Annotated in this window: 13 protein-coding genes; 7 read left to right on the top strand and 6 right to left on the bottom strand. The window is 55.8% G+C overall.

Features of this window, described 5'->3' with window-relative positions; genetic code table 11:
- Window positions 1-155: 155 nt before the first annotated feature.
- The 3 genes from NB063_RS01980 to NB063_RS01970 form a co-directional block, all read right to left on the bottom strand.
- Window positions 156-1406, bottom strand: a complete 1251-nt coding sequence (locus tag NB063_RS01980) for a tagaturonate epimerase family protein (protein WP_250927055.1) — start codon at window positions 1404-1406, stop codon at window positions 156-158.
- Between the two features lie 300 nt (window positions 1407-1706).
- Window positions 1707-3485, bottom strand: a complete 1779-nt coding sequence (locus NB063_RS01975) for a hypothetical protein (RefSeq protein WP_250927054.1) — start codon at window positions 3483-3485, stop codon at window positions 1707-1709.
- A 155-nt stretch (window positions 3486-3640) separates the two neighbouring features.
- Complete coding sequence (locus tag NB063_RS01970) at window positions 3641-5443, bottom strand: AI-2E family transporter (RefSeq protein ID WP_250927053.1); 1803 nt, start codon at window positions 5441-5443, stop codon at window positions 3641-3643.
- Between the two features lie 268 nt (window positions 5444-5711).
- Between NB063_RS01970 and NB063_RS01965 the strand changes: the two genes are divergently transcribed.
- Complete coding sequence (locus NB063_RS01965; protein WP_250927052.1) at window positions 5712-8189, top strand: TolC family protein; 2478 nt, start codon at window positions 5712-5714, stop codon at window positions 8187-8189.
- A gap of 247 nt (window positions 8190-8436) precedes the next feature.
- On the opposite strand, the gene NB063_RS01960 is transcribed toward NB063_RS01965, so the two are convergent.
- Window positions 8437-9000, bottom strand: a complete 564-nt coding sequence (locus NB063_RS01960) for a hypothetical protein (protein WP_250927051.1) — start codon at window positions 8998-9000, stop codon at window positions 8437-8439.
- Window positions 9001-9285: 285 nt separating this feature from the next.
- On the opposite strand from NB063_RS01960, the gene folP reads away from it, so the two are divergent.
- The 5 genes from folP (at window position 9286) to NB063_RS01935 (ending at window position 13531) form a co-directional block, all read left to right on the top strand.
- Window positions 9286-10203, top strand: coding sequence for a dihydropteroate synthase (gene folP / locus NB063_RS01955; RefSeq protein WP_250927050.1), 918 nt, complete (start codon window positions 9286-9288; stop codon window positions 10201-10203).
- A gap of 745 nt (window positions 10204-10948) precedes the next feature.
- Window positions 10949-11365, top strand: a complete 417-nt coding sequence (locus NB063_RS01950; RefSeq protein ID WP_250927049.1) for a hypothetical protein — start codon at window positions 10949-10951, stop codon at window positions 11363-11365.
- Window positions 11366-11557: 192 nt separating this feature from the next.
- A complete protein-coding gene (locus NB063_RS01945; protein ID WP_250927048.1) occupies window positions 11558-12046 on the top strand; it encodes a hypothetical protein in 489 nt (162 codons plus the stop codon).
- A gap of 120 nt (window positions 12047-12166) precedes the next feature.
- Window positions 12167-12649, top strand: coding sequence for a hypothetical protein (locus tag NB063_RS01940; RefSeq protein WP_250927047.1), 483 nt, complete (start codon window positions 12167-12169; stop codon window positions 12647-12649).
- Between the two features lie 450 nt (window positions 12650-13099).
- Entirely contained in the window at window positions 13100-13531 is a 432-nt protein-coding gene (locus NB063_RS01935) for a hypothetical protein (protein WP_250927046.1), read from the top strand.
- An 885-nt stretch (window positions 13532-14416) separates the two neighbouring features.
- Here NB063_RS01935 and NB063_RS01930 read toward each other — a convergent pair.
- Together NB063_RS01930 and NB063_RS01925 are read right to left on the bottom strand one after the other, a co-directional pair.
- Window positions 14417-15568, bottom strand: a complete 1152-nt coding sequence (locus NB063_RS01930; RefSeq protein WP_250927045.1) for a PP2C family protein-serine/threonine phosphatase — start codon at window positions 15566-15568, stop codon at window positions 14417-14419.
- Between the two features lie 60 nt (window positions 15569-15628).
- Window positions 15629-18934: a response regulator gene (locus tag NB063_RS01925; protein ID WP_250927044.1), complete on the bottom strand. Its 3306-nt coding sequence runs from the start codon at window positions 18932-18934 to the stop codon at window positions 15629-15631.
- Window positions 18935-21072: 2138 nt separating this feature from the next.
- On the opposite strand from NB063_RS01925, the gene NB063_RS01920 reads away from it, so the two are divergent.
- The gene (locus NB063_RS01920; protein ID WP_250927043.1) at window positions 21073-21396 is read left to right on the top strand and encodes a hypothetical protein; all 324 of its coding nucleotides are present in this window, start codon (window positions 21073-21075) and stop codon (window positions 21394-21396) included.
- Window positions 21397-21422 lie beyond the last annotated feature (26 nt).

Genomic DNA, 21422 nt, shown 5'->3' with positions numbered 1-21422 from the left:
CGGATCGACGAAACGTATCCCATCTCGAGAAAACGCTTCGCGAACCAATCCGATCATGCAGGCACTGATATGCCGCTGTAAAAACAATCGCAGAAGGGACGACACCGCCTGTGCAGATAGACTGGCGGCGTCATTTCCCAAAAACGGATGCAACGCTAGCCGATGAACAACGGCACCAAGTGACGGTCGTAAATGTTCTCGGTAACCTGCTTGCCGACAATCTCGTTGTTGGCCTTGAGCAAATCGGTGTAGCGGGTTCCTGCTTTGGCGGCGACCTTAAACGACACATGCAGCAACTGACGCATGCTGGCGTTGAACATCGGGTTCGATTGCACGTGGCGGATCGCCGATGCGAACTCGCTTCCGCTGTATGATTTCACGGTCGCTTCGTCAGGCAGTTCGTCACGTTTGACATCGATCACGCTCGCATACGGGGCCGACAATTCGTCGACGTGCTGCAACGCGTAAACGTAGATTTCTTTAGCGAGTTCCAAGCCGTCACCACCGGCTTCGGCCAAACCGATCAACTCTTCCAACCACGTCGTGCCGGCCGTTTTCAGGTGCACGCCAGCGCCGGTGCGACGCAACGACTCACGGATGATCGGATACAAACTGAACTTGTCGCTGCCGCTGTGCACGCTCAATTTCAAAACATCGGGCAGCCCGTACGCTTTGACCGCGTGATCGATCACGGCGAGATCATCATTGAACTCACGCTCGAACTGCGCCAAATCCCCGACGTAATCAACACCCTTGTTGAATCGGCCGGTGAACTTCGGCGCGATCGTTTGTACCGGAACCTTCTCATCGGCGAGAGCAGCCAAGATAATCAATAGTTCGGGTGGAGTTTGAGGGGAGTCGGTTTCGTCCATTGAAACCTCGGCAATCAGATTGCCTGTTCCCTTTACCGACTCGAGATGCCGATAAATTTCGGACGCTTCCTTGACGGCGAGCAAGTATTGCTGGGCGACACGGCGAACGTCGTCTTTCGTTACACTCAATGGACTCGAAAGACCGGGTAACTCGAGCGTTCCGATCAGCTCGCCATGCCGGTCAATGAATGCCTCCACTTCGCTATCGGGAGCCGCTTTGCCGATCGAATCCGCAACGTCGATGGTAAAGAAATCACTGCAAGCCAAGAACGGTTCGACGGTCGCGAGTTGAATGTGGTCGGCGTCGACGTGCCACGGTTTGTTCCAACCGAGCTCCTCGACCGCGACCTTTGCAGCGTCGTATACGCTCTGGGGTTTGGAGCCGACAAAAGTGTGCTCGCGGTTGGACTTATTCCAAACCGGAGCAACGTCGACGCCTTTGGTGGCGAGTTTCTGAAATGCGCGAAGTTGCGCGGCCGCTTGGTGTGCGAAACGGTCGCCGACGCCAAACGAATATTTTTCGATGGTAAGCATAGATCCTGTTCCCTTTGAATTGAGGAGCCCATTCTTACCCAAACCGCGAAACACTGAATAGCCAGGTCACACATTTTCATGTGGATTCTTAACCTAGAAAGTTTCGCTGCAATGCCCGTGTTCGAGAGCCCAGACGCTCGCAGGTCGAGACTCACAACCCGAGACTTCGTCCGCTACTTCGCATCACGCTAAGCAAACGGCATCCCGAGACCGATCGTCGAAAGAGATTCAACGCGCGCATCGCAAGCCTATAGACCGGCAAATCATGCCGGTCGATTCTGCCGGAACGATCGAAGAGGACTAAGGCGCGATCGACTGGATGAGATCGAGCGACAACGTCGCATCACGGCCGCTGCCTTGCAGTTGCCCAAGTCCGATCTGATAACCGCTTGGCGCTGTCGCGACGTCGCTCGGCAAGGTCACCGGGAGTTCCTGTTTGTTGACCAAACGAATGCTGACCCCTGAATCATCGCTGGACATCTTGCCAACGACCAACGCGCCGTCGCTGCCTCGTTCTTCACGGGATTGTGAGATCCACGCGGGCGAGGCTTTGGTAAACGCGATCACTAATTTCATATCCTTGGAAAGCTTACCGAGCACGGGCTGCAGTTCCGACATCGATTCAGACGGAACCGTTCCGGCCAGCCGCGACAGATTCTCATAAGTTTCTTGAACGACCGCGTCGCGAGCCGGATCGTTTGCATCCATCGCGGCAATCTCATCAAGTGCCTTGTTCAAACTCGCGACTTCCGCTTCGACGTCGACCGCGGGCGATTCGGGCTCTGTGGTTTCGAAAGGTTCGACCTCAGCAGATGAATCCGAAAACACATCGCTCGAATCGGATCCGGCAATTGATTCCATCGCAGGCAACTCAGGAATTGCGAGTTCGGGCATTTCAGGCTCAGCCATCTCCGGCTCAACCGAGTCCGGCAATGTCATCATCTCCTCAGCAGATTCCTCAATCGCGGGCGTCGCAGCATCGGTATTATCCACCGCTGTGAAATCGACCGGATTGTCTTGAGGCGTTCCGCCGAAGTCATTCGTTGGACTCAGATCGTTTGGCGGCATAGGATCGACGCTATCGCCGGTGATTTCGCTTAGAGCTACCGACGCGGGATCGACGAACTCGTTCGCGTCGGTCGCGTCGTTGAGTTCTTCACCGATGGGACGTCCGGTAACCGGTTCATCGTCGACAATTCGCGGCTCGAAATTGTCGAGCGGCATCGGCGTGCTAGCTCGCAACTGTGTCTTCGATCCACCAACGGCCGGCAAGATGTCACTGATGACCGGGATGTCTTGACCGAGGAAATGCAGAATCGTGCCCACGATCGGCAGTGACAACAGGCCACCGAGAGCGACACCAATCACCGACTTGATCGGCGAACTGCTCTTACGACGCCGACGCGCCGAGACATCCATCATGATCTCGGCTGGTTTCGAACCCCGAGTATCGCTTTCGTCCGGATCGTTGACCATAAACTCGGACAGCTCATCGTCTTCGGCCTCTGATGTTATGCCCAAATCACCATCGTCGACGTCGGCTTCGATCTCGTCGATGAAGTCTAGCTCGTCCGCCTCGGATTTTGCCGACTCCGAGTCCACGGCCACATCCTCGATTTCGGTCGGTTGCTCTTCCAAGTGAACGGTGTCGACTTCCTCGACCGTTTCCAATTGTGCAAAGTCGGTGTCGCGAACGGTCGTGGCAGATGATTCGGACACGGGCTCCAATTCGCCGGGATCGTTCAGATCCAAGCCCGCCATGCTCATTGCGCCGGCGCCAACGCTCGCAGCCGGGCTGACGACGTTGCCGCCCGCCACCGATGCTGCGCTGCCGAGGCTAGCGGCGGGGGCCGAGGCAGCGGTCCGAATGGGGGTACTTGTGTCACCCGACCAACTGTCATTTCCCCATTCGCCGCCCACATTGCCCTCGGATGCCAACGCGGCTTCATCGCCGATGATCACTAACGCCGGTGGCATGATGGCGTTGATTTCTTTCCCGCTGAGCGTCTCTTGACACCACGGGCACTTCGCTTGAACGGACTGAGCAGCACCGCCAGCGGCTAAAAGTGCGTCCGGCACCCGTACGGATTCGTGACAGCGAGGGCACTTCGTAACCAACATGAGTAGGACCGAGTATTTGCAGAGTTATTAAAATGATCAGAAGGCGTGCGCAGTATAACTGCCCCGCATTCAATATTCAGCCCCTCCGCTCGAAATGCGTTCACCGGTCGCCACTAGGCTTGATCCGGCTTCGGCTGCTCGTCCTCATTCCGGATCTCGTGGTTGAGGATTTCTAGTAGCGTCTGCAAAAACACGACGACCATCGGCCCGACCAAGATCCCGATCGGCCCGAAAACAGAAACCCCGCCGATCACGCTCAGCAACGCAAAAAGCGGGTGCAATTGGCTGCGGCCATGCAACACATATACCTTGATCACGTTGTCGATCGACGACACCACGCCGGCCCCCCAAAGTGCCAACAACGCTGCCGCGAGCCACCGCTGATCGACCACGCCGAGCCAGAGTGCACACGGCACCCACACCGACGCCGCCCCGAGAAACGGCACCAAGGCCATCAGACTGGTTAAGAAAAGCAACAACACGATTTGCTCAAAACCGCAGATCCAAAATCCGATCGTCGCCAGAATCCCCTGAACGATCGCGCTGGCCACGCTTGCCAACACGACCGCCCGGCTCGTCCGGTCAAACTCCATCAACAATTGATGTTCGTACTCATCGTCCATCGGAGACAATCGCATCAACGTCGCGATCATCTTGGGTCCATCGATCAAAAAGAAATAGACCGAGATCACCAAGATCACCATCCCGAACAAAACCTGAGCGAGCAAGCTGCCCGTGGCACTGGTCAGCCGCACGAACCGAGGCTGCAATGATTCCCGGGCCCCTCGAATCAACCGGCTAAAATCGGCTTCATCCGGGTTAGCCAACAACTTCAATTGGCTCTGCAACGCTCCGCCAAGTTTCAGATGCATCCAAGTCCGAATTGACGCGGCCGTGAAAACCGCCATCTGTTCGAATTGTTCCGAAACATTGAGCCGCAGCAGCGGATTGAGAATGCCCTCGGACTCATCATCAATATTCTTTCGCTCGGCCGAGCGGAGTTGGTCGGCAAATTCCTTCGTATTCGCGATCGCACGCTCAGCCGCTTCGTCCGCCGAAACCGGCCCCGGCACATCATTCTGCAAGTACTCAATGATCGCGGCCGCCTTGTCCAACTCAGCCGCCTTGGCGGCAAAGTCGTATTTTCCTGGCGTCAGATCCTCCGCCGCGGCAATTCCTGGCCCCGCGATACCCATCGTGTCAACGATCCGATCGAGCTCGCGAAAGTGATCCGCGTGCATGAGGTCCAAACCTAGTTGGCCGCGAACCCGGTCCATCGCCACCGATGCACTGCCATTCATCCGCGACAACAACACTGTGAACTGGGTCGTCGCAACCGAAACCAACATCACTAAGGGCAACAGCACGATGAACAGAACCAATCCGGTCGTCATTCCGGCCGCCAACCTCTTGCGACGCCCCGTCTTCAGCAGAAACCACAGGTACACGGGCCGAAAGATCACGACCAACAATGCGGCCAAGAACAACGGAACAAAAAACCCCACCATCACCTGATAGAACAGCACCCCGACGGCCAGGATCCCGATCACCAACATCACCACCGACATGATCCGCGAAAGCGAGGGCAACTGGGGAAACAGAATCTGTTTGCGTGGGACAACTGACGTGGCAGCAGCCTCCACCGTTTCGCTCGGCTTTCCAAACGCGGCTGCAGTTTTCTTGAAGAACGACGGCTTGCCCGTGCCGAGCGACTCCAGCCCCGCACCTCCTGCGCCGTCGATTCCGCCGTCGCCTGAACATTCAACGCCGACATCTTCATCGTGAGCGTCAACGCGAGCATCATCGCCGCCAGTTTCACCAGAGTTGGTTTCACGCGGTCGATTCGCCGCACCATCCTGGACAGGTCGATTTTGCGGCGTTTGTGGCTTTTTCGATCGGTTTCGTCGCTTCGTCATTGGCTACTCAGGCTGTCCCCGCAGGAGGCGGGGCGGTTGAATCGGAATAATCGTCTTTTTCTTCGGAATCGTCAAAGTCTACCAGGAGCCCTGGCCGATACCTTTCTCGGACAGAGATCTCATGTCGCTCGGTGGAGCGTACGGCGTGAGATTTTTGTAGGGGGGCTTTCCAATTCAACGGTTTACACGGATGTCCGTGACTGAAGTGCCTTGTGGCACTAGCAGTCGTGGGTTTCACGGGAACCGCCGATCCAGGGAAGTCCAGGGCATGAATCGCTCGCTGCTATACCGCTACACTGCTTACTTGCAACTCGGGCTCGCGCTCCTGCTTGCCAGCGGTTGTGCACCTACTCAGCCGTTCTTTCTTAACGAATCGCCCGATTTGAAGTATTACCTTCAAACCGCGACGCAGATTGAATATCCCGACGTGGAAGTGGAAAGTCTACCCGACACAACGCAGACACTGCGCCCTTTGACGGTCGGCAACCACGACTATGAGTTCTGGAACCTGCAACTCGAAGAAGCAGTCTCGATCGCGCTTGGCAATGCGAAGTTCTTCATCACGACGAGCGGCATCGCCGAAACTCGTCAAAACGTCGCCGATCAATTCATCAGTGGCACGTCCGATCAGTTCGGCAGCATCTACGATGTCGCCATCAGCCAATCGACCACCCAGTCGGTTCCGTTGACCGTTGATAGCAACGGCAACCGAGTCTTGCCACGAGGCGTCCTGCGTGCCAACCAAGTCGGCGGTGTCGAAGACGCGTTGGCCGAATTCGATGCTCAAGCCAGTGGCTTCCTGAACTACAGCAATACCGACCGTCCTCGTAACTCGGGCAACAGCAGCGTCTCGCGATCCGACTTTCAATCCGACGACGTCACCGCACAAGCCGCGATCAGCAAGCGACTCGCAACCGGCGGCGTCGCCACCATCCGCAATCAGCTCGTCTACGGAAGCAACAACCTGCCTCTGGGGTCAATCAACTCCGCATCACGCATCGTTTCGAGCGATTACACCGTGACGATGGAAGCCCAAGTGCAACAGCCTTTGATGCGTAATCGTGGCACGTTGGTCAACCGCATCCCCGTCGTCCTGGCGAGCCTGAACGAAGACGTTTCGATCGCTGAATACGAAATCCAAGTCCGCAACCTCGTCCGTGACGTCGAGAACGCTTACTGGGATCTGTATGTCGCTTATCGCGGCGTGGCGACCGCGATCATCGGTCGTAACAGTGCGATCGCCACCGCTCAATTCGCCCGCCTCGCACTCGAGAACGGTACCGGAACGCGTCAAGAACTCGCCCAAGCGGTTGAACAGTACTACCAATTCCGTGGATTGCTCGAGTCCGCCATCGCCGGCTCAAACCTTCCCGGCTCGGATCGTCAGGGTGTCTACGGTGCCGAACGTCGACTGCGTGAAATGCTCGGCATCTCACCGACCGACGGACGTTTGATCCGCCCCATCGACGAACCAACCATCGCTCGTGTTGAACACGACTGGAACGAAGCGGTCGCTCAGGCGTTGTACCTGTCGCCTGAACTTCGCCAAACCAAGACCCGCATCAAACAACAAGAACTCGAACTCATTTCGGCCAAAAACCAGATCTTGCCAGAAGTGAACCTTTCGTTGCTCTACCGCTACGTCGGTGTCGGCGACACCCTCGGCCCGCCAAGCGGTTCGGATGTCGACTTCCCCGCCCCGGGCAGCAGTGCACTCGAAAGCCTCACTGATGGAAATTACCAAGAAGGTGCCGTTCGTTTGGAAATCACTCCTTCGGCATTCGGTGCCCGTCGCGAACTGACACGGATCCGAGGTGCCAAACTCCGTCTCGCTCGTGAGAAAGCGAACCTGCAAGAGAAAGAACGTTTGCTCGTGAGCCGTTTGTCGGACGCCGACGCCAAAGTCGCCACACACTATCAACTCGTCCAAACCAACGCCCAACGTTGGCAAGCGGCTGAGCAAGAAGTGGAGGCCCGTTTGGCCGAATTCAAGAACGGTCGTAGCCCGGTCAACGTGGTGTTGCAGAGTCAACAACGCAAGGCCCAAGCACAAATCGATTACTACCGGGCACTCGGTGAATACAACAAATCGTTGAACTACGTCGACTACCTCAAAGGCACCATGCTCGCCAACAACAACATCGTGCTGCGTGAAGGACCGTGGAACAAGAAAGCCTATTGGGACGCCCTCGAACGGGCTCGCGAACGCAGTGCCGGTAAAGAACTGGTCTACGGCGTGAGCCGACCGGGAGTCGTCCGCACCGGACCGCTTCGTGACGCAGCCTCGGCCGCCGACATCATCGGTAGCGGAACGATGACTCACGGACAAACCCTGTCGCCTGAATCGATGATGCTCAACGAGCCAGGCCTCAGCGGCGAGTTCAACACCCCGGGCAACGATCCGCTGGGGATCAACCTTGATCCATACCGCAACCCGGTCGAAGTCAACGATCGACCTTTGAGTGAACTGGGTGACAGCCCCGCGGAACTGCTCAGCCCCGCACCGGCTGGAAACCGCTTGCTCGAAGGCGGAGTACCGACGCCGGCTCCTCAGATCAACAACTCACCGAGCGTGATCCCGACACCGCAAGGACAGCTCGATACCAGTTCGACCGGCGGTGCCAGCCGATGGCAATCCGCTCGTCACGTCGACCGCAACGCGACCGTCCGACAGGTCATGTTCGAAGACTCGGCACCGACGGAATACGTTCCGGCACCCGTGCGACGGAAGGCGATTCCACAATAAGCGTGAATCAAACCTTCCCTAAACCAGACATTGCTTTTTCCGTGTAGGGGCGGAGGCTTGAGTAGTTGTCGCCGGGTACGCGCCCGGATCAACGACGACACTCCCACGACTAGCTCGATCGGTCCGCTTCGGCAGGCCCTTCGGGCTTTTCGTCGTTTCTACACACACCTGCAAAAAGAAAGGCCGGTTCACACCGGCCGCTCTCCACCCCTGGCCGGCGAGAACCGGCCCGTGCTTCCCTCGCTGCCTACTCCGCAGCGCCTTGTTGACCCGATGCCGTCGTCGTCGGCAACTTAGGAACAGGAATATTTTCGAAACGATCGCGGTTGATCTTGGTCGCCATGCTGCCCGGCGTCGTCGCAGGAACCGAATGTGTGACCAAAATTTGCGGCGATACCCCGTCGACGGCTAGACCAGCAACCGCGTCACGAACGGCGGCAACTCGGGCACCCGTTTCATTCGGGTTGGCACCTTCGAGCACATAGATTTCACGACGAGCCAAAGGCGCCTGCGTCGCGATCCAGCGCACCCGGTTGTGGCCCGCGGCCAGCAACGCACCGTCGCCCGCACGGAACAACTCATGCCCAATCGTGTTGTGCAATCGCCAACCGTTGGTCTTCATGACTTCAAACGGGGCAACCGTTTGAAGTGCGTCGACTTCGTTGAACGGATCTGGCCACGCCGCGTTGCGATAGAATGCCATCTTCTTGTTGTGCAACCAGGTGCCAAAGTCTGCGGATGCCGTCGAAGTGAACCCGACCATCAGTAGAAAGATCCAGATGGTCGGTTTTCGAAAGAGAGTCACAGCCATCACGATTGAGATCCTTCTACAGATACGTATTACTTGCGGTGCGGTTCCGATCCGGCAGCCGTATGAAGGGTTAATCCGTTCAACCCACACCGCTGGAATCGACACTTGAGCCCTGCCGGCTTAGTCCAGCTCCCCCGCAGACCCCAACACGCCCCATCCGTTACAAATTACCCTGTTCGGAACTCCCGCTTATTCTTCACCTATCCGTAATATTCCGCCCCTCAGCGACAAAATTGCCTCGGATATCCAACGCAATCCTTACCAACCACCATCCAATACTCCGTCATGTCGTCTCCTCTTGTTTGGAAAACCTCCCGCCGCACGATCACCATCGGCGACCGCCCGCGGGTGATGGGGATCCTCAATGTCACCCCCGATAGCTTTTCCGATGGCGGAAGATTCTATGACCAGGAATCCGACGACGACCAACCGAGGATCAACGCCGCGGTCTCCGCCGGGCTGCAAATGCAAGCTGACGGGGCCGACATCATCGACATCGGTGGTGAAAGCACGCGTCCGTACAGCACTCCTGTCGACGCAGCGACTGAGTCGGCGCGTGTCGTACCGGTGATCGAGAAACTCGCACAGCAACTCACGATCCCGATCAGCATCGATTCCAGCAAAGCGATTGTGGCGGAGGCGGCGATTTCCGCGGGAGCCGAGATTGTCAACGACATCACAGGCCTCGAAGGCGATCCGGAAATGGCCGATCTCGTCAAACGAACCGGAGTCGGCGTTTGCGTCATGCACATGCAAGGCACGCCACAGACGATGCAAGACGCTCCGACCTACCAAAACGTTGTCGAAGAAATCCGCGACTATCTGATCGCTCGTCGTGATGCGTGTTTGGCGTCGGGCATCGAACAAGCAAACATCTGCCTCGACCCAGGCATCGGTTTTGGCAAAACACACGCTCACAACCTCGAACTCGTCCGCGGAATCCCGCGTTTCATCGACCTGGGCTGCGTCTGCCTCATCGGACATTCGCGGAAGGGTTTTATCCGCAAACAACTCGCGTCACTCGCCGAAGCTTCAGCCGCCGGGACGTCTTCGCATCAGTTCAATCCGCTGGCAGGAACACTCGCCGTCTCTCTCGCCGCGGCCGCCGCCGGAGCACACCTGCTCCGCGTCCATGATGTCGCCGAAACCACCCAAGCCCTTGAAATGTTCCAAGCCTGCGGCGCGATACCTCGACAAAGTTAGCGTTCGCGATAGTGCCGGCTGCATGGCATTGATCCATGCATCACGACGGATCAATCGAACGGGTCAGGGTTCTTTCGAGCCACGTCGCCGACTGGCTAGAGCGTTTCTGTAAATGACGTAGGTTTTCAAAGGTAGCTACGTTCGCCAGAACGTGGTCCACCGTCGGGCGACGGTGGCTACGACAAAAATGGAAATGCTCTAGCGGAAACGGGTTTGGGAACGGCACAGTTTCAAGTTGGTTCGCGATTCGGTTTCGAACAGCAATCGTGCCCGCTTTTCCGCTCCCTATTCAAAAGCAGCTCCCGCCCGCTGGCCCCATAACGAACGCCGAGCACAACAACGAAATTGGACATCGCCTCGCCCACCCTCTCTAATAGACGTCGCTGGTGATGGCAAACGAGGTGCTATCGCACCACGGGTATCAACCTAGCACCGCCGCCAACCGGTGAGATTTTCTTGGACATCCGATTGAAATCCATTCCCATTTCCCCCTCGGCGACTCCATGAAGTGCTTTACGTGCGACGATGACGCTCGAGCCGTGTGCAAGTTCTGTGGACGTGCAATCTGCCTGGCTCACCGTAAGTGTCACGTTCTGTTTCTGGGATACGGCAAGAAGACACCTAGCGCAATTTTCGATGGCGGGTCCAACACGGGAATCACCGTCCAAGACGCTTCATGGTGTGGCAAATGCACGCCTGAGCATCAAAAAACCTATTGAAAGATTCAATCGACGAAAGAATAGTCATGACTTTACGCAAGAGCCTTTATCAAGCTTCGCTTTCGCTTGCCATCCTTCTTGTCCCCGTCGGATACGTTGCTTGGGGCACGCCTCCCACAGACTCGCACACTGAATCCACACCGAGAGTTGTTCCCGGTGTTCCGAACCAAGCCTCACATGCTCACAACATTCGCCTCCGTATCGTGTCCGTCACACCGGTTGAGGTTTTGAGCGACACACGCCTCCTGAAGCTCGAAGTGGAGCGATATTATGGCAAGATCGACACCGCCTCACTGAATCGGGCAAAAAAGCACGAAACAATGCGGTTCACCATCCTGTTTCCCGCTTCACCCGACGCCGACATTCGACCCGGTGATCTGATGAACTACTGGCTTGTCGGGTACACTCCAATGCGTGGGGGAAACGTCGCGGACAACCGCTGAATCATACCTGATCACTCGCTTCCAGACGGCGGATAGAATTCGCATGCAAGGGAACGGCGGTAAAGTCATGCTTGCAATTGGAAGCCTAACGCCCGCCGCCCGCTGACGCGGGTTGAGGTGGTCGCAGTTTTCGTCAGCTCCCACGTCAACCGCCGCTGCACGCGCATCGCTACCGTCCTCCGATTGAAACCTATGACTCCGAATCCGTACGAGCATCCTCGCGTCGCACTCGAGGCTTCGGACATCACGCAAGTCTGTGTTCGACGCCTCGATATTGCGGCGATTGCCTCCTCGCTTTGCGTTCTCTTTCTCGTTTCGTTGGCAGCCACTGCCGTGCCTTCAGTCCGATTGTGGTTTATGCCACGATTCGGTTGGACGGCCGGACTGGCTCTGTTTCCCGCAAATTTCTTGCTGTTGTATCTTTGGCGCCCGTCACCAAGGCTTCTTGCGAGTGCAACGATGATGTTTTTCGCAACTGCCGCGATCAACGCGGCAAAAATTGCTTGGATTGGGACTGTTCCGGTTGTCTCCAATGCTTTCACCGACCGTTTGCCGTCCGCCTACTTTTGGTCGGTGTTTCTATTTGTCGCAATCGGCGTCTATGTTGGTTGGGTTGCATGGACCACTCGTCACCACGTTGCCGTTTTACCCGAACGGGGAGACGACAGCTCTCAACCTTGACATGCCTCCGCTGCGAGCTTGCGGCCGTTTTGACAATCAAAATCTCTCGTCGCCTCCCCGTAATTGCTACCATTAAGCGACTGTAATCCGACCTCGACTGACACCGAATATGGAGACGCTATGATTCGCTCCCTTCCCGCCTGTCTTGCATTTTTGGCATTCCTCCCTGTCATGGGTCTTGCCGACGATCCTGTTCCGACTGGACATTCGACTCTTCATATCGTCTTCATCACGCCTCATTCGCACCAAATGATGGGTGGCGGCATGGGAGGCATGGGCCGCTCGCAATCGCCGATGATTCGTATCGGTGACATTGTTGGTCCAGCGGACGATATACGCCCAATCCGCATTTCCATTGATGGCGAGTTTGTTGGGCATGCGATGGTTGGCACGTGGGACATCAAGCCCGTATTCGTTCTTCCTGAGGGGAAGCATCAACTGACATTTGCAATCGAAGGACTCGATCCAGTCGCTGCCGACATCAAGGTGCTGGGCACGAACTCGACGCAGTATCTCATCGTCAAGCTTCCGTCAAAGAAAGCCAAACCTAAGAACTCGACCGATTCTGCTGACGCGTCGACAAGCCAGCCCTTTGACAACTAGTCACGGCAATCGCAGGGATGCAGCCGATCGGCGATCGATACCATCTACCGTTCTTTGATTTGACAACCGCGAAGAGCACAAAGGCCGGAATGAGATGAACTGTCGCACCGCATGATCGGATGGACGATCGACGTTCATCGTGTTTTTGAGTGTGGGTTTGCGGTACTCCCGCTGAAATTGGGCGAGGCTGATTTTGCCACCGAGGGCACAGAGACTCCTGTCCCACCTCAACTCGGTGCTCTCCGTGTCCTCTGTGGCTGATTCTTCCCTGGAGCGATGTTGCGCGATCGATTGACTCCAAGAGAGCACGAAGACGTGTAGAATGTGGAACTGTAACATGCACACGAAGGATGGTGGTCCGGTCAGTCGGTTCGGGTCCGAGTCATGCGTGCGGCTTCGGTGATTGGCACCCTTTGCGTCTGAATTACAGAATCTCACCAGGAAACTCTTATGTCGATCCGAATGTTAGTCACCGCTTTCGTTATTTTGGCCGCATGCATCGGGCTGACCGCCTTCACGAAAGCTGATACCAACGCGGTGGCTCCTGATAGCAAACTTCGCGAACTACTAACCGAAAGACGTGACGCACTGCGGCAGCGTCTTGCGGCCATCGAAGCATCCTACAAAGTCGGGAATACGGAAATAGGCCTCGTCATTGCCGCCGAAAATGACTTGCTTGACGCTGAGCTTGAAATGTCAAATCAACCTGCTGATCGCATCGCAATTTTGGAAAAAGTTGTTTCCAACATGAAGCGGATCGAGGACTGGACGCGTCAGCGTGTCGGCGATGGCACCGCACTTCAGCAGGACGCTTTGCTTGCCAAAGCCTCACGATTACAAGCTGAAATCGCACTTCTTCGGGAGCGTGGCGCCGACCAATGACGTTGGATAACTGAAGCCGTAACAAGGGGTGGCGAAGATCGGGAAGATTTGCAATGGGCAATTCTTCACCGTCGCCCGCCTTCGGCAGTCGTTCTCCGGCTTGATTTTGATTCGCGTTCGGAGCACCGATTTAGGACCAATGGTTACGAACCGCCAATATCAAACCTCACGATCGTCCCCGTTATTGCCAACGCTCCTGTTTTGTTCGAGGCATCATCGCGGCTGTCTCCGCTCAAGCGGGCGTGATCTGAGATGATTGGTCGTCGACAGCACCGTTTTTCTCGACTTCCTTCCGAGTTGAAATCGCTGCAAACCATGCGTTTCACCGAAGGGGGCAGTCAATCGTTACAGACAATAATGCGTCGTCGCGATTCGCTCACCGTGGACTTTATCCGGCCCAAACATTCCGTGAAGTCGACACTTGTTGACGACTACCCACTCGTGTCCGGCACACTACCGAACTAAATTGCGATGAAGATTCTGGGAGCGTTGGCGTTGTTGTTGGGCTTGGCAATGACGGTGTTCGCCGCGTTGGCTTATTTCGAACTTCGTACGGCGGCGCCCCCGACGGCAGGGCAATCTGCCGATTCGATGCCATTGACAAAAAATCGTCGGCCCCGAACTTTTCGAATCCGCGAACGTGAACACGAAGCCCGCCACTCTTGCGCAAATCGCGTTAAATTGAATCTACTTGCTCGGCGGATTCGGGATCCTCGCGTTTCTCTGCGGCGTTTCCCTGCTCATCGCGTCGAGAACGCCTCGAACGGACTCACGGAACGAATCTGATTGACAAATTTCCATCCGCGGCAAAACTGCGGATAACGAGCAAGACGATTTTACTTCAGTACGCAGTTGCCGCGCCACGTTTCTGCCGAACAGTTCGCCTCACCGAGTGACCTTGATGATCACCATCGTCATGTCGTCTTGTTGGCTGTGACCTTCGGTGAAGCTGTAGAGATGCTTTCGTAAAAGATTGACAATTTGTTCCGCCGAGCGATCTCGATGCTCGCGGATGAACTCTGCGAAACGCTCCTCGCCAAACATTTCGCCTGTCGGCGACATCGCCTCGGTAATCCCGTCGGTCATGATGATTAGAAAATCGCCCACCTGTAACTCAGGCGAGTACTCGGTCCCCCACTTGCCCGGCCGTTCCGCCCCCAAAAGCATCCCGGTGCTCTCCAACTCGGTGAATCCATTCGCGGGCGAAAAATGCCAGCCTTGATGGCCCGCCGATGCATAAGTAAAGCGATTGCTTTCTGGATCGATGTAGCCGAAAAGCAACGTTACCAAGTGCTCATTGCGATTTCGCACTAACACCTCGTTGGTCAATTCCAAGACTCGACCAAGATCCGATTCCACCATCGCAAAGGAGTGCAAGCAGCCTCGGGTCTGGGCCATCATCATCGCAGCCCCCAGCCCGTGTCCGGAAACGTCTCCCACCGCGATGCCATTGACATCTCCGGGGATGGAAGGCAAGGGAACAATAAAGTCGAAGTAGTCGCCAGACGTCTCCACGGCGGGAAACATCGCTCCGTGGGTATCGAACCCCTTCATCACCGGACTGCTATTGGGCAGCAGTGATTGTTGAATTTGTCGGGCCGCTTCCAATTCACTTTCGGCGTGCAGCCGCTTCTTTCGTTCGATCGCAAATCGGATCGATCGCATCAGCTTGCTGGGGTCATCCGCACCTTTGATCAAGTAATCTTGCGCGCCGCGGCGGACGGCCTCCATCGCCAATTCTTCGGTATCGTCGCTGCTGAGAATCACAATCGGGACATCAGGGCCGGCCCCGTAGATGGCTTCGAATGTATCCAGCCCACTCGCGTCGGGCAGGTGCATGTCGAGAATTACGAGGTCTTGGTTGAATTCATGAAGCACGTCCACGCCGTGAGCGACCCTTTCGACATGGCGGACGTTGTGCGGCGTTGAGAGTCCGTTACGGAGCAGCGCGATCACCAATTTTGCAAACGCAATGCTGTCTTCAACGACCAAGACCTCCAGGGGTGCTTCTTGTTGCTCCCGCATTTTTGTCACCATCTTCTTGTCCCCCAGGGTGGGTGTTACGAATCTAGTCTCAGTCCGGATCGTTGGCTTCAGTCAAACATCGGAATCACATGTTTCCTTCCTAGATTCGGCATCTGCGGCGGCAATGATTCCTCTGGCTAGAAAACCTTCTAGTTCAGGTAGGACCAACTGAATCGAATCATCGACTTCGCTGCACAGAGTCTCGGCTCCCGTGAGCACTCCACCGGCTGCCAGGCTTTCTAGTTCTCGCGCCAGCCGAAATTGGTCGTCGGCACCGAACATCCGCATCGCTCCAGCTAGCATGTGTGCTCGCCGTTTGACTTCCACAGTCTGTTCTGCCGCGATGCATTGTGGCAGCTCGCTCAGATTGTCGCGTATCTCCTCCACATACGACTCAACGATTTCGTGAAGAACTTCATGATTATCGTTCACCTGTTTCAACGTCCACGACCAGTCCACGCGTTGTGTTTCCTGATCTGCTGAAACTGTAGATTCCGGGACGTTTGCAGCCGAAAGCTTCTCGCTTGCGGTAACCAGCGTTGATTGCGGCTGTTGATCATGAGGGAGAACGCAGCGAGGAGCTACTTCGACGACACGTTGCAACGCCGCGAAGAGTTCCGTCTTGCGCACCGGTTTCGTCACGTAATCGTCCATGCCGGCCGCCAGACATTTTTCGCGATCACCCATCATCGCTTCCGCTGTCATCGCGATGATCTGTTGGTGATGCCCCGTGCCCTCTTCACTCCTGCGAATCTCGGCGGTGGCCTGCAATCCATCCATCTCTGGCATCTGCACGTCCATCAAAACAACATCGAAATCTTGCGCGTCCAACAATTCGATGGCGTGACGCCCATTGCCAGCGGTCACCACGGTGTGGCCACGTTCGTTTAAGATCGCAAGAGCGACTTTCTGGTTTGCGACGCTGTCTTCGGCCAGCAAAATACGAAGCGGACGCAGTTCCGGAATCGACTCTGGTACAAGCTGAATTCTCCCTTCCAAGCTATCGAAATCGATTCCGAGCGTGCGCACCATGACCTCATACAATTCCGACTGCTTGACCGGCTTCATCAATCTCGCGGCAACGCGGAGATTTTTGCAGCGGGCGAGATCCCCGCGGTGACCAGCGGATGTCAAAAAGATGATTTCGACGTCGTCAAAGCGTGCGTCGCGACGAATCATCTGAGCCAAATCGAAGCCGTCGCTACCGGGCATCATGACATCGGAGAGAACCAAACGAATTGGATCGTTCTGGTCCCACGCCTGTTGCATGACCGCGATCGCCGCCTGCGCCGAATCTGCCAAGACGGGTCGCATCCGCTTGGCCAACGTGACCTCTTGTAGAATTTTCCGATTCGTCTCGTTGTCGTCGACAATCAGAACGCGCATCTGTTCCAGTGGAAGCCCCAACTTGCGTGGCTTGTCGGGCGCCGATTCGGGCACGCCAAAACATGCCGTAAACGAGAACGTGCTGCCTTGACCGCGTGTGCTTTCGACTCTGATCTGGCCCTGCATCGACTTAACCAATCTCATGCAAATGCTCAAGCCGAGTCCGGTTCCACCAAACTGACGGGCTGTCGACGCATCGCCTTGTTCAAAGGCCTCAAACAGTCGCTCGACTTTGTCCGGCGCGATCCCGATGCCGGTGTCGCGAACCGAGAACAGAACACGTTGCATCGTGCGACGGTCGTTCTCCGGGCCGACGCTCGAATCTCGGCCGTGATCAGTGCCCTCATTGTCATTCAGGTCCGCTATCGGATCGGCGACAACCCTGACCACAACTTCGCCGTCATGGGTGAACTTGATCGCGTTGGCAACAAGGTTGGTGATGATTTGTCGCAATCGTGTTGGGTCACCGAGCAACACCGAGGGAATCTCGGGGTCGACAAAACAGACCAACTCAATTCCTGTTTTTTGTGCCCGGACGGCAAGCGACTTAAGCGTGTCGCCGACCGTGTCGTGCAAATTAAACGGCACATGCTCCAAGTGCAGCTTGCCTGCTTCAATCTTGGAGAAGTCGAGAATGTCATTGATGATTCCCAACAGCGACTCGGCGGAATCCACGACCGTCCCTAGATAATCACGTTGGGTTTCATCAAGATCCGTCCGCATCACCACTTCGGTAAGTCCGATGATCGCATTGAGCGGTGTTCGAATCTCGTGACTCATGTTTGCCAGGAAGTCACCTTTGGCCCGATTCGCCAATTGGGCCTGATCATGGGCTGATTTCAATTCTTGTGTTCGGTCAGCAACCTTTCGCTCCAATTCAGAGTTCAGCTCCTGCAGGTTCGCTGCCATCCGGTTGAACGAATCCGCTAACTGGCCCAATTCATCCGAACGCTTGACGTCAACACGACGGGACAGGTCACCCGTCGAAAGTGCGCCGGCTGCCTCATTGAGTTTCAGGACCGGAGTAGTTAAGCGTCGAGCCAACCAAAAGGTCGCCAGCAATCCGACCCCCAGTAGTCCGGCCTGCAACGCCAACAGGGTGATTCGCAGTTGAACTAGCGGCGTATAGGCTTCGGCAACGTCAATCTTTGCCACCAACCCCCAGGAGCGATAGCCCGGTTGAAACTCGACGGGTTCGTAGCGTAGTAGGACCGGAACGTTGTCGTAATTGACCAACCCGAATCCACTTTTACCCTCGATCGCGTCGACCATTCCCGGCACCGCCATCGCCTCCGCCGTTCGCTTATACTGACGGCGAGAGGGCAACAGATAATGAATTTGATCCTTATCACGTCGCCCGAGCAGCAGTTCGCTTGTAGTTCCGAAGTGCTCATCTCGAGCCACGTTGACCAAGATCGATTCGAGTTGTTCGACGTCAAGGATGACAATCAGTACCCCCAGCAAAGAACCGTCTCGATTGGTTGTGGGTGCAGAGAGGTGAGCTAACAGTCTTCCATCTTCGATAAACGGTTCACTGAGGAGCCCGGTCGAGTGCGTGAGGCAATGTTGGAACGCGGGTAATGCCGAAAAGTCGAAATGCTCGTGCTGGGTGTCGGTGGTGGTCAGTACGCGGCCGTCCGTACCGACAATCGCAATCACCCGAAAGTCTTTGGTACTGGCCAATGCGTCGAGAAGGATCCCTTGGGTATCCGAACGCATCTCAGCTTGATTGACCTTCCCCTGCAGGAAGTCATCGATCAGAGTCCGCAAACGGGTGCGACTCGCCACCAACGCTACCCGTTCTTTTTGGCGATCAACATACTCTTGAATCATCGCACGTCGGTCGTCGGCCAACGATTTCAATCGGTTGTGGATCTGGTCGCGAATCATTCGCTGAGCGACGTTGTATCCAACAAAGCTCAACAAGCCGCCGGTTACGATCAGCAGCAGTGAAGTGAAGAGGGCCAACTGCAACGCAACACTTCGATGCATTGGTCGGCCTGACGGTGGAGTTGACTTAGCATCCATAACCCGCTTGTTGGTACATGGAGTCGGCATCCCGATTCCCGCCATTGTACCGAATACAGCCCGCCCAATGGTGGGTAGGGTCTCGAAATCGATAAGGACGCTGAAAAAGCAGAGGGCGTCTGTGAAAGACCGTCAAAACGGGTGCCAGGACTTCTTGCACGCCGAGTCGCCGACCGTTGAGCTCGGATCGACTCGAAAACGGCTTGATTTTGAAGTCGAGTTCTGGAGTCGTTTCAGTTTCTGTGATTTGGCCACCACGAAGGAAAGCATTTGGTGGGCTGCCGCACCGTGTGATTGGATGTGCGATTGAGGTTCCTCGTACGGCGGATCCCGGAAGTTGGGTTAAAAGACTTCGTGGTTGAATATGCCTCAGTGGTCACAGAGAATCCTGTCAATCAACTTCTCGGTGGCCTCGGTGGCCAACTACTTCCACCGTTGCGACGATCGCAAGGTTGGGGAGCGCCCCGGGATCCCGCCACGACCTCAAACCGCCTTGTTGGACTGATCGAGGGTGTTTGGATTCTCGAATTCATGTGCGCGGACAAACTGTCGGGCGTTCATGACGAAGTATTGCTGACACGCATCAACTCCTCGACGGAAATTCAACGTTGAGCCTTTTTCCTTCGTGCTCTTCGTGTTTCACTCTTTGCCCCGACTGCACGTTGCCGTGTAGAATGTGCAACCATGAAATGCACTTATGGACGGGAGTCGCGAATACTGGACTGCTTACACGTCCTTCGCCCACCCGCATGATCTCTATGGTTCCCCGAATAAGACTCCCAGACACACATGGCCGCCTCTCCGTACAGTCCGCCCGCTAATGACATCGCGTCTCCAACTTCACAGCAACGGCTGTACGCACAGACGATGGTTAGCTTTCGGCGAAACCCATCTAGCGTTCGTTTATTTGCCGCACACTGGCGACCAGTACTTCTCGCCCACATACTTTTTACTGGCACTGCGATTCTGCCCCTTTTGCTTGGCGGGCACCCGAGCCTGCTATGGATTTCAGTGTCGGTCGCGATTGGCTTATCAATCGGCTACACATCGTCACTGTTTGGGCTCTGCATGGCCCGCCGACGCCTATGGCCTGTCATCGAAACCACAACGGACTGGGATAAGATCGAAAATCTGGCGTCGACCGGTCACGCCCCACCTCGGCAACAAAACAGCTGAACACCATTGCGATGCACCGGAGTAGTGCGGCCTCAACTTCGGTGATTACTTCGGCGTGCATGCCTCCGCCTCAATCACAATCTCCGGCAATCGCGGACGCAAGCTAACTGGACGGACCATGACTTCAACGAGAAACTTCCATCAGTTTTCGCTGAGAACGCTGCTGTTGCTACCATTGGCTGCGATCATAGGTTTTGCGAGCCTCAGTTGGTATTTCCAGTACTCGGAATCATCGTGTAGGCCGGGATTTGAATTGGATCAATCAACTACGATTGCTAACGGAGATGCCCTTGCTCGATTCAAGTTGTGGCTGGAAGCGAACGGCTATACGGCTTGCACACAGCCCGAAATGACGTTTCCAGTTCCAGAACGACGCGAATTCTGGTTCCTGGGAGAGCACGGCGGAATCGAGCACTACGTTCACGTTATATCCGGTACGACTGACTTCAAAACGGAGGTGGTTCACCAAACTGTGAAGTGGCCGTTTCAGAATGCGGGGGAAAGCGAAGCGGTAGCCTCTGCACTCGATGAGCAAATGCACAAACTGAGAGCTTGGCATCGAACAAACGCTTCAGCCAACACAAGTCTCTAGCACACATGCCCACGCTTGCGTTCATGATAAACTCCAATGCTGGATACGAATGGCAATGCTCGTCCTCTCGCCGCTCCACTGCTGATGAGCCAATGGATACGAGCCGAGCGTTCGAGGGTCTTTTGGCCAAGCGACGCTCGATCATAGCCAACGAACCGACCCGGCCGGCGATCAAGAGAAATGACTTTTGCGAAATGTCAAACCCATCAGCGAGACGTGATCTATGACCGGAATGCCAAGTGACGCAGCATCAACGCTCGCTTCTTTTCTGGCGAGTCCATCGGCAGCATCCCTCATTCTTGCTGGCCTTTCTGTCACCCCCACAGGCGAAGACGTGATACGTTTCGCTGTGGGTAAACCGAAATCAACTTCGGGACACGCTGTCCCTCATTACGAAACATCCGTCGTCGCTTGTGAAGATCACGAAACCTGGGGCGGAATCTGTTTTGATGGGCCAGTATTGACCGTCTACTCGGCTATCGATCACTGGGTCGTTGAGCACCTCGTGGTGCACGACGGCGGTTCACATGATCCGCTTCGCAATCCTGGTAGCTTCCGTGAGACTTTTGCCGACCTCACCGTTGCTGTCGATTTTGTTTTGCGATTTTACTTTCGCGACCAAGTCACGTTCAACCGGCTTACCAAGGCGTTATGCTGAATGGCGAATCATGCGTTCCCTTTCAG

This window comes from Aporhodopirellula aestuarii (assembly GCF_023701485.1).
GTDB classification, from domain to species: domain Bacteria; phylum Planctomycetota; class Planctomycetia; order Pirellulales; family Pirellulaceae; genus Rhodopirellula; species Rhodopirellula aestuarii.
The sequence above is the reverse complement of the archived record's forward strand: the minus strand, read 5'-3'. Positions and strand labels throughout refer to the sequence as shown.